At 66.6% G+C, this 10381-nt stretch carries 10 protein-coding genes, 1 tRNA gene and 1 pseudogene; 2 read left to right on the top strand and 10 right to left on the bottom strand.

Going from position 1 to position 10381, the window contains the following annotated elements:
- The 10 genes and pseudogenes from ACFDSW_RS11800 to ACFDSW_RS11845 all read right to left on the bottom strand — a co-directional run.
- Positions 1-357: pseudogene (locus ACFDSW_RS11800) on the bottom strand (hypothetical protein); the annotation flags it as partial.
- 100 nt (positions 358-457) lie between these two features.
- Complete coding sequence (locus tag ACFDSW_RS11805; RefSeq protein WP_375250487.1) at positions 458-1627, bottom strand: alpha-hydroxy-acid oxidizing protein; 1170 nt, start codon at positions 1625-1627, stop codon at positions 458-460.
- Between the two features lie 182 nt (positions 1628-1809).
- Positions 1810-2502, bottom strand: a complete 693-nt coding sequence (gene rplA, locus ACFDSW_RS11810; protein WP_375250488.1) for a 50S ribosomal protein L1 — start codon at positions 2500-2502, stop codon at positions 1810-1812.
- Between the two features lie 4 nt (positions 2503-2506).
- Positions 2507-2938 carry a 50S ribosomal protein L11 gene (gene rplK, locus ACFDSW_RS11815; protein WP_375250489.1) on the bottom strand — a complete coding sequence of 144 codons (432 nt, stop codon included), beginning with the start codon at positions 2936-2938 and terminating at the stop codon, positions 2507-2509.
- 313 nt (positions 2939-3251) lie between these two features.
- Positions 3252-3788, bottom strand: coding sequence for a transcription termination/antitermination protein NusG (nusG, locus tag ACFDSW_RS11820; protein ID WP_375250490.1), 537 nt, complete (start codon positions 3786-3788; stop codon positions 3252-3254).
- 17 nt (positions 3789-3805) lie between these two features.
- On the bottom strand, positions 3806-4045 hold the full coding sequence (gene secE / locus ACFDSW_RS11825) for a preprotein translocase subunit SecE (RefSeq protein WP_375250491.1): 240 nt from the start codon (positions 4043-4045) through the stop codon (positions 3806-3808).
- Positions 4046-4246: 201 nt separating this feature from the next.
- A complete protein-coding gene (locus tag ACFDSW_RS11830) occupies positions 4247-4603 on the bottom strand; it encodes a hypothetical protein (protein ID WP_375250492.1) in 357 nt (118 codons plus the stop codon).
- Between the two features lie 94 nt (positions 4604-4697).
- A tRNA-Trp gene (locus ACFDSW_RS11835) sits at positions 4698-4773 on the bottom strand.
- 67 nt (positions 4774-4840) lie between these two features.
- Complete coding sequence (locus tag ACFDSW_RS11840; RefSeq protein WP_375250493.1) at positions 4841-7069, bottom strand: putative bifunctional diguanylate cyclase/phosphodiesterase; 2229 nt, start codon at positions 7067-7069, stop codon at positions 4841-4843.
- Positions 7070-7315: 246 nt separating this feature from the next.
- Positions 7316-9079: a fatty acyl-AMP ligase gene (locus ACFDSW_RS11845; protein ID WP_375250494.1), complete on the bottom strand. Its 1764-nt coding sequence runs from the start codon at positions 9077-9079 to the stop codon at positions 7316-7318.
- A 102-nt stretch (positions 9080-9181) separates the two neighbouring features.
- Between ACFDSW_RS11845 and ACFDSW_RS11850 the strand changes: the two genes are divergently transcribed.
- Both ACFDSW_RS11850 and ACFDSW_RS11855 read left to right on the top strand, forming a co-directional pair.
- Positions 9182-9706, top strand: coding sequence for a regulatory protein RecX (locus tag ACFDSW_RS11850; protein WP_375250495.1), 525 nt, complete (start codon positions 9182-9184; stop codon positions 9704-9706).
- A gap of 79 nt (positions 9707-9785) precedes the next feature.
- A partial coding sequence (locus tag ACFDSW_RS11855) for a cold shock domain-containing protein (RefSeq protein ID WP_375250496.1) occupies positions 9786-10381 on the top strand: 596 nt, incomplete at its 3' end.

The raw sequence follows: 10381 nt of genomic DNA on the forward strand, positions 1-10381 counted from the left end.
GTCGGTCGCGCGGCGCCCCTGGGCTTTCTCTGCGCCGCCGCTGGACAGGCTGGCCAGCAGGCGCTCCTCGCGATCGGTGACGATCAGGCGTCCCTTGGCATGTTCCTCCACCCAATAATGATGGGTGTCGGTACGAACCCCGAACGACAGATCGCGCAGCATCGCCATCGGCGCATCGACCTGCCATCCCCGTGATGTCGCGGTCAGCGGATAGAGGCCGGCTCCTCCCTCGCGGCGATAGGTGCCGGCGATCAGCCGCGGAGGCGCCAATTCCGCGCGCGCGACCCCGGCGGGGAACAATGCCCCGGCGGCGAGCGCGACCAGCGTGTCGCGGCGGGTTGGCGAGCGAGGATCCATCCCCTTGTCATGGCCGCACCGATGACGGGCTGCAACGATCTTCCGCAGGATCTTCCCCGGCCTCGCCACGCGCGCATGCACGCGATCGCGCGCCGCGCCGCTAGCGATCCGTTCGCACCGCGCCCGCCGTGCGGACCGCTTCGAGCGTCGGCAGCCCGTTGACCGCCATCAGCAGGTCCGCCTCCGCCAACAGGCAACGCAATACATGCGCGCATCCTTCGGCACCGCCCAGCGCCAGGCCATAGCTGTAGGGGCGTCCAACGCCGACCAGATCGGCGCCCAGCGCGATCGCCTTGATCATGTCCGTGCCCGATCGGATGCCGCTGTCGAACAGCACCGGCACACGCCCCGCCACCGCCGCGGCGACCGCGGGCAGCATGTCAATCGCGCCGATCCCGCCGTTCGCCTGCCGCCCGCCGTGGTTCGACACGTAAATGCCGTCCGCTCCCGCATCGATCGCCCGGCGGGCATCGTCGGGATGACAAATCCCCTTCAGCACGATCGGCAGCGTCGTCAGCGATGTCAGCCATGGCATATCATCCCAGGTGAGCACCTTGCCGAAGGTCGCCCCCCAGGTGCCGATCGCGGCGCGGGGATCCTCCTGCGGCGGCTTGGCGAGCAGTTTCAGGAAGGCGGGGTCGGTGAAATAGTTGGTCAGCACATGCCCGCGCAGCTGCGGGAAATTGGAGACGTTCAGATCGCGCGGGCGCCAGCCGGTCACCCAGGTATCCAGCGTGACGACGATCGCGTCATAGCCTGCCGCCTCCGCACGCGACACCAGGCTGGCGGCCACATCGCGATCGCGCGGGGTGTAGAGCTGGAACAGCGCGGGCGTGTCGCCGCACGCGCGCTTCACATCCTCCAGCGGATCGTTCGACAGCGTCGAGGCACATAGCGGCACCCCGGTGGCGGCGGAGGCGTGTGCCGCCGCAAGATCGCCATGGCCGTCCTGCGTGCAGATCCCCGTCACCCCGACCGGCGCCATGAACAGGGGCGAGGGCAGGGTGCGGCCGAACAAGGACGCCGACAGATCGCGTTGCGCGCAATCGACCATCATGCGTGGCACCATGCCCCAGTGCCGGAAGGCGCGGGCATTCTCATCCTGCGTCCATTCGTCGCCGCATCCGCCCTGCACATAGTTCAACACGCTGGGCGGCATCGCCGCCTCCGCGCGCGCCTTCAACGTCGCGAAATCGACCGGCCATGCCGGCTGCACGCCCGATAGCCCGGCGCCGTAGATCGCATTCTGCAAATCGCCGTAATGCGGCATGTTTTCTCTCCTGTTGGCAAGGAGAGTGACGGCGGCGGCGGGGAAAGGGAAGGGGCATCGAAGCGCTTGCCCCGTCCATTCCACGCAGTTCGCGACAATCCGCGGTGATTGTCCGGCGCCAACGAAAAAGGGCCGGGAGAGCGTGTCTCCCGGCCCGATCCTTGTCGTGACGATGCTGGCGTTTAGGCGCCGGCGACTTCGGCGACGTCGACCTTGATGCCCGGGCCCATCGTCGAGCTGACCGCGATCTTCTTGACGTACTTGCCCTTGGCGCCCGACGGCTTGGCCCGCACCACCGCATCGACCAGCGCGTCGAAGTTACGGCGCAGATCTTCCTGCGCGAACGACGCCTTGCCGATGCCGGAGTGAATGATGCCGGCCTTTTCGACGCGATATTCGACCTGGCCGCCCTTGGCCGCCTTCACCGCTTCGGCGACGTTCATCGTGACCGTGCCGAGCTTCGGGTTCGGCATCAGACCCTTGGGGCCCAGCACCTTGCCCAGGCGGCCGACGACGCCCATCATGTCCGGGGTCGCGATGCAGCGGTCGAAATCGATCGTGCCGTTCTGCACCGTCTCCATCAGATCCTCCGCGCCGACGACATCGGCACCGGCGGCACGCGCCTCGTCCGCTTTCGGACCGCGGGCGAACACACCCACGCGCACCGTTTTGCCGGTGCCGGCAGGCAGCGTGACCACGCCACGCACCATCTGGTCGGCGTGACGCGGATCGACGCCGAGGTTCAACGCGACCTCGATCGTCTCGTCGAACTTCGACGTCGCGCCCGATTTCGCCAGCGCGATCGCCTCGTCGACGCCGTGCAGCTTCTCACGATCGATCGTGACGGCCTTCTGCTTCTTGGTCAGCTTCGCCACGGTCTCAGCCCTCCACCACTTCGAGGCCCATCGCGCGGGCCGAACCTTCGATGATGCGGGTCGCCGCGTCGATGTCGTTCGCGTTCAGATCCTTCATCTTGGTCTGCGCGATTTCGGCCAGCGCCGAACGCTTGATCTTGCCCGCGGACACCTTGCCCGGCTCCTTCGAGCCCGACTTCAGGTTCGCCGCCTTCTTGATCAGGAAGGTCGCCGGCGGCGTCTTCGTGACGAAGGAGAAGCTGCGATCGGCATAGACGGTGATGACGGTGGGAAGGGGCGCGCCCTTTTCCATGTCGCCGGTCTGCGCGTTGAACGCCTTGCAGAATTCCATGATGTTCACGCCGCGCTGGCCCAACGCCGGGCCGATCGGCGGCGACGGGTTCGCAGAGCCGGCGGGCACCTGCAGCTTGATATAGCCGGTAATCTTCTTTGCCATGTCACTCTCTGTTCCGGGCGGACGCCCGATGGCGCCGGCCCTGCTTCAAGTCGAGCGGTTCGAGCAGGCGCGTTGCCGCACCCTCCCGCAAGCTTTCCTCGGCGATGTGCGTTGGAAAGCGGGGCCCTTAGCGAAAGGTGACCCGAAACGCAAGATGATCGGGGGCAGGAAAGCCCCATGGAAAGTCGGTTCGCGCGCCGGTATCACCGCCGCCCTCGGGTAGCGGCCGTCCGGCACCTGGATTGTCCGAGCGAACCCTGTGTCGTCGCGGCTTGGCATGCGCACCCGGTCGCCGACCGGGGAAAGCCAATGCTTACTTGCTGCGTTCGACCTGTTCGAAATCGAGCTCCACCGGCGTCGCGCGTCCGAAGATGCTGACCGACACCTTGACCTTGCTCTTGTCGAAATCGAGTTCCTCGACGGTGCCGTTGAAGCTGGCGAACGGACCTTCCAGCACCTTGACCGCGTCGCCGATCTCGTAATCGACCTTGACCTTGGTCTTGGGTGCGGCGGCCGTCTCTTCCTTGGAGCTGAGCATCCGCGCGGCTTCCGCCTCGGAAATCGCTTGCGGCTTGCCGGACGAGCCGAGGAAGCCGGTCACCTTCGGGGTGTTCTTGACGAGGTGATAGACGTCGTCGTTCATGTTCAGCTTGGCGAGCACATAGCCCGGCATGAACTTGCGCTCGACCGAGATCTTCTTGCCGCGACGCGCCTCGGTCACCGTTTCGGTCGGCACCTCGATCTGTTCGACCAGCTGCTCCAGCCCCATGCGGGCGGCTTCGGACATGATCGAATCGCGGACCTTGCCCTCGAAGCCCGAATAAGCATGGATGATGTACCAGCGCGCCATCGCGTCTCTTCCCGTCTTTACTGCGCCAGGCTCAGCAGCAGCTTCACCACCGCGTTGAAGAATGAATCAACGCCCAGGAAAAACACCGCGAGAATGGTCGTCATGATGACGACCATCACGCCGGTCATCACGGTTTCGCGGCGCGTCGGCCATACGACCTTCGCGGTTTCGGTGCGCACCTGCTTGATGAACTCGAGCGCTGTGTTCGCCACTGATTGAGCCTTGCCTTGTCTGTCGTCCCGGCCAGCTTCCGGCATAGGTCCGCCACCGCTGCCTTCGGTCGAAGGAAGCGGTGAGGGCCGTCCGCGCTGTCGGATGTGAGGCCGGACATAGGATCGTGCCACGGAAAAGGCAAGCCGCGCTCAAGCAGCATGTCCGCCGTCGCCGATCGTGAAAAGGGGCCCGGGGAAGTGCCCCGAGCCCCTCGTCTGGCCGCTCCCGTACAGGAGAGAACAGGATCAGTTGCTGTCGGAATCGTCGCTGTCGTTGACGATGGCGATCACGCCGATCGCAGCGATGCCCGCCAGAATGGCTGCGGCGAAGAAGCCGGCGCCGGCCAGCTGGCTCTTCTTCGAGGTCGCGGTCGCTGCGCGCGCGTTCGACACCGACAGGCTGGCGGCGGGGTTGGAGGACGCCGGCGCGGCGGCGGCGATGGTCGGCGTGGCAATAAGGCTGAGGGCCGCGGCCCCGGCAAGGATCGATCGCATCATTGTGCTCCCATTCACGGTCGAATACGCGCAGTACGAGGCACGGCGCAAAACCAAGAATGCACGCGTGAGGGCATTCGATCCCGTGATGTGCAAAAAAAAGTACATTGTCCCGTCACGGGACTGAAAGACGGGAAGGCGCACCGCGGGCGCTTGCATTTCCGAGAATCCGGCGGCGACCGACGCTACGACCGATCGGAATTGGCAGGAGTGGAGGGACTCGAACCCACGGCCCTCGGTTTTGGAGACCGATGCTCTACCAACTGAGCTACACTCCTGTGTGGCGCCGCCCTATGCGTCGCGGTGGCGGCAAGTCAAGCGCTGCCACCGGAAAGTGGGAAAAGATCATGCCGCGCGCATCGCCCGGTCGTGCCGCGCGGCCAGGGCGCGCGCCTCCATCACCGGCAACGGACGACCGAAGTAAAAGCCCTGGATACGGGTACAGCCCAATTGCTGGATCATGTGCAATTCCGCCTCGCTCTCCACGCCTTCCGCCACCGTTGCCATATCGAGGCTGGTGGCGAGCGCGACCACCGCGCGGATAATCGCGATCGCCTCGGCGGAGCCGGCGGCCGCTGCCTGGGTGAAGCTGCGATCGATCTTGATCGACGAGAAGCGCGTCTTGCCCAGATAGCCGAGCGACGAATAGCCGGTGCCGAAATCGTCGAGGCTGAGCCCCACACCCATTTCAAGCACCTGATCCAGGATTCGCGTCGCGCCGGTGCCCTCGCGCAGGAACACGCTTTCGGTCACTTCCAGATCGAGCCGTGACGGTGCCAGGCGGCTGTTCGCCAACGCCGAGGCGACGACCGTGGTGAATTGCGGATTGTGGAGTTGAGTCGGGGAGACGTTGACCGCGACCCTGATATCACTGGGCCAGCGCGCCGCTTCCTCGCAGGCGGTGCGCACCACCCAGTCTCCGATCGGCCCGATCAGCCGCGCTTCCTCCGCGATCGGGATGAATTTCGCGGGCGATACCGGGCCGATCTCCGGATGGTTCCAGCGCAGCAGCGCCTCGAAGCTGCGCAGCGCGCCATCATGGGCGTTCACCACCGGCTGGTAGACGAGATGCAACTGGCCTTTTTCGAGCGCGCGCCGCAACGACATTTCGAGGACGCGCCGCTCCTCCGCCTCGGAATGCAATTGCGGCTCATAGGCGTGGAAGACGCCGCCGCCGCGATCCTTGGAGCGATAGAGCGCGAGATCGGCGGAGCGGATCAGCGTCTCCGCCGTGCGTCCGTCGCGGGGCGACACCGCCATCCCGACCGATGCACCGATATACAGCGTGTGCTGGTCGATCTCATAGGGTTGCGACAGCGTGTCGATGATCGTCCGCGCCAGATCCTCCGCCGTGGCGGTGGCGTTTACCTCACGCATCACCACCGCGAACTCGTCCCCGCCGAGGCGCCCGATCAGCTCGTTTTCGGTCATCAGCTTCGCCAGCCGCTGCGACACCAGCCCAAGCAGGCGATCGCCGACCGGATGGCCGAGCGTATCGTTGACCGCCTTGAAGCGATCGAGGTCGATCATCATGAAGGCGCACCGCGCGCGCCATTTTTCGGCTTCCGCCAGTGCGCGCGCCAGTGCCTCGTTGACGAGCAGGCGGTTGGGCAGGCCGGTCAGTGCGTCGAAACGCGCGAGGTGATTGATCCGCGCCTCCGATTCGCGTTGCTGCGTGATATCGGAGCCGACGCCGCGAAAGCCGCAGAAGCGGTCGTTTCCGTCGAAGCGCGGCGAGGCGGTGATTTCCCACCAGCGCTGTTCGCCGCCGATGATGACCGGCAGCGCCAGACCGCGAAAGCTCTCGCGGTTCTTGATCTTCTCCGCCACCTGCCGCAGTTCCGGGGAGAAATCGCCGTTCTCCCAGCCCGGGCCCGCAAGGATCTGCAGGAACGACATGCCGTTGATCGCGGTGGGATCGATTCCGCAGGCATAAGCGAAGCGCGGCGACGCGCGGATGATGCGGCGGTTCGCGTCAATCTCCCACAGCCAGTCGCTGCTGGTGCCCTCGGTATCCGCGATCTCGCCGAGCAACATGCTGACCGTTTCTTCGCGATCGGTGAGCGTCAGTTGCACCAGTCGGGACTGCGCCAGCGCCCGTGCCCGCCCCATCACGGACGAAACGAGCAACGCCGTGAACAGCAGCACCGCGAGCGCGGCCACCGGATCGTGGTACAGCGCGAGCTGTAGCACGAGCGGCAGCGCGACCACGCCGATCAGCGCCACCGCCGACATCGTCAACGGCGCGAGCGACAGCGCCACGACGGGCGCCAGGACGGCGAGGATCGTCCATAGCAGCACGATGCCGGTCTGGCCCAGTTGCGCGTCGAACCATAACGGCCCGGCGACCCAGCAGAGGCCGAGCGCCAGCCCCTCCCAGGTCGTGCGGCGCATCGCGGTCAGCGACACTTGCTGGTCGGGCGGTGGCGGCGCGCGCAGGCGGTTGAACGTGACGATTATCGCCGTCAGCGCCACCGCGCCGAGCCAGATCGATGCACGACCGATCGGGACGCGATCCCGCAATACGAGCGCTGCCAGCACCAGCGCCACGAGTTGCGTTACGAAAAGGCACATCGCCCGCTGCCGGCAGGCGAACATCAAGGCGGCGCGCACCTGCGACCAGGCAGCAGGATCACCCCCCTCTCGCCACCCCAGGAGGGCGCTGGACGGAACGCGCAATGACGCGACAGAGGCGGAGCGTGACACCACCCGCCGGGATTAGCACGGAGTGGTTGCTGGCAGGTTGCGCGTCGCGGTTAACGTGGCCGCGGCGCCCGGCCGGGGGCGACGGGGAGCGGTGGCGGCCGATCCCCGTGCGATTCAGGCGGCAAGGTCGTAAGGCTTGATCTCACCGGCCAGATACAGGTTGCGCGCCTTGGCGCGGCTCAGCTTGCCCGAGCTGGTGCGCGGCAGCGTGCGTGGCGGAATCAGTTCGACGACGCAGTTCATGCCCGTCACCGATCGCACGCGCTCGCGGATTTCGTCGCGCAGGCGAACACGTTCCGCCTCGTCGGAGCTGCGGCATTGCACCAGCACCGCCGGGGTTTCCTCGCCGCCCGGCGTGGTGATCGCGAAGGCGGCGATATCGCCGGCCTTGAAACCGGGCAGTTGCTCCACCGCCCATTCGATATCCTGCGGCCAGTGATTGCGGCCGTTGATGATGATCATGTCCTTGGCGCGGCCGACGATGAAGATATAGCCATCCGACATATAGCCCATGTCGCCGGTATCGAGCCAGCCGTCGACCAGGCATGCCTCGGTCGAGGCCGGATCGCGGAAATAGCCGACCATCACGCTGGGGCCGCGGCACCATACCTTGCCGATCGCGCCATCGGGCAACGGCGTGCCGTCCTCCTCGCGCACCTGGATTTCCATGTCGCGCACCGCCTTGCCGCAGTTCACGATCGCGCGATAGCGCTGCGGGCGGTCTTCCCCGTGGCTCATCCCCGACAGCTCGGTCTCCTCGACCAGCTCGACGCGGATGCCCTCGCCCGGCGGCATCAGCGAGACCGCCAGTGTCGCTTCGGCAAGGCCGTAGGAGGGCAGGAAGGCGGTCGCCTCGAAGCCGGCGTCCGCGAACGCATCGACGAATGCCTGCATCACATCCGGCCGGATCATGTCAGCGCCATTGCCCGCCACCCGCCAGCGCGACAGGTCGAAGCGGTCCGCCGCCTTGGTCTGGCTGGAAATGCGGCGGGCGCAGATATCGTAGCCGAAGGTAGGCGAATAGCTGAGCGACGTGCCCGGATTGCGGCTGATCAGGTCCAGCCACGACAGCGGCCGCCGTGCGAAATCCTCGGTCTTCAGATAATCCGTCGATACCTGATTGGCGACCGGCGACAGAAAGCAGCCGACCAGCCCCATGTCGTGATACCAGGGCAGCCACGATACGCAGCGATCCGATTCCTGGATCCGCACGCCATGTGCATGCGCCGCCAGATTGCTGAGCAATGCCTTGTGCGTGATCGCCACACCGTGCGGGAAGCGCGTCGACCCGCTGGAATATTGCAGATAGCAGATGTCGTCGGTGGCGGCCTGCGGCAGCGACACTTCGGTGGCGGCGCGCGTCGCGAAGAGCGACCAGTCGATCCCCTCCACCCCGGCGGCGTCCGCCGCCGCGCCGGCCAGCTTCGCCAGCTCGCTCGGGAAGATCAGCATCTTCGGATCGCAGCTCGCGAGCTGCACGCGCAACTGGTCGATATACGATTCACGGCCGCCGAACGACGTGGGCAGCGGCAGCGGCACCGGCCATGCACCCGCCAGGACCGTGCCGAAGAACAATGCGGCGAACTCGGCACTGGTTTCCGCGATCAGCGCCACCCGGTCGCCCGGTACGATCCCCGCGGCGATCAGGCGATAGGCCGCATCGCGGGCATCGTCGCGCATCTGCGCGAAGCGGTAGCCGCGCACCAGCGTGCCGCGCGCGTCATGAAAGTTGAGCCCGCGTTGCCCCTCAGCGGCATAATCGAGCGCCTCGCCCAGCGTCGCGAAATCGGACAGACGACGCGGCAGCGTGTCCTCCGTCGGGGTCGGGGTCGGCAGTGGTGCCTCGGTCAATGGCATTCGGGCAATATCGGTCGTCATCCTGTGTCCCTGTCGCAGCGACGGCGCGCGCGCAATATCCATCGGCGAAATCTGTTTTGCCGCCACGTTTAAAATCCTTCGTCACTGTGGCACAAACATGGCGTGCGCCCGCCACGCTCCGTTTCGCCACTTGATACCCCCAAGCTGGAGCAGCTCGCGCTGCGATATGTCGAGCGGTTCGCCACCACGCGCGGCAAGCTGCGCGACTATCTGACGCGCAAGATCCGGGAGCGCGGCTGGGATGACGAGCGCGCGCCGGACGCGGCAGGGGTGGCGGAGCGGATGGCGCAGCGGGGTTATGTCGACGATCGCGGCTTCGCCGAAATGAAGGGCGCGGCGCTGGAACGGCGCGGCTTCGGCGTGCGCCGGGTGGCGGAGACGTTGCGTGCGGCGGGCGTGGTGGCGGCGGACGCACAGGTGGCGATCGATCATGCGCGGGCCGCCGCATGGGAAAATGCGCTGCGGCTGGCGGAGCGGCGCCGGATCGGCCCCTTCGCGCTGGAGGAGGCGAGCGACCCACGGGTGCGTCAGCGTCATCTGGGGATGCTGCTGCGGGCCGGGCACGACAGCGCGATCGCGAGGCGTATCGTTTCGGCGCGCCCGGGCGAAATTCCCGAGCCCGATTGATCGAACAATGCTTGCGTTGCCGCATGGTGCAGTGCACCCATGACAGTGCCCTTCAACAGGGGGACAGGGAAGAACCGTAGTGCGAGACGAAGGCGCCGCACCTACCGGCGATCAGGGGCATGACGCCGGTCAAGCCAACGCTGCCGCCTCCCCGGCGGTGGCGATGACGGGCGTGCTCAAATGGTTCGACGCGACGCGCGGGTTCGGATTCGTTGTAGCTGATCCCGACCTGGCACCTGATATGGGGGACGTACTGATCCACTTCACGGTGCTGCAGGCGTTCGGCCGGCGTACCTTGCCGGAGGGGGCGCGGATCGAAGGGTTCGCCACCCGCGGCGCGCGCGGCTGGCATGCCACCGAGATCACCGCCATCGATGTCTCCAGCACCGTCGAGACGGTGCGCGAGCGGGATCGCGAGCGGCTGGGTGTCGAAACCGGCGATGCGGTATGGGAAGACGTGTCGGTGAAATGGTTCAATCGGCTGAAGGGATACGGCTTTCTGGTCGCCTTCGCGCAGCCGGGCGACATCTTCGTCCATATGGAGACGCTGCGCCGCGCGGGAATCGTCGAGGTCGAACCCGGACAGCGGCTGCGCGCGCGGGTCGTCAGCGGGCAGACCGGGCGGCTGGCGGTAGGGGTGGCATTGCCGGAGGAGAGCGCCGACGCCCCCACCGG

Source organism: Sphingomonas sp., from assembly GCF_042091075.1.
GTDB lineage: Bacteria > Pseudomonadota > Alphaproteobacteria > Sphingomonadales > Sphingomonadaceae > Sphingomonas.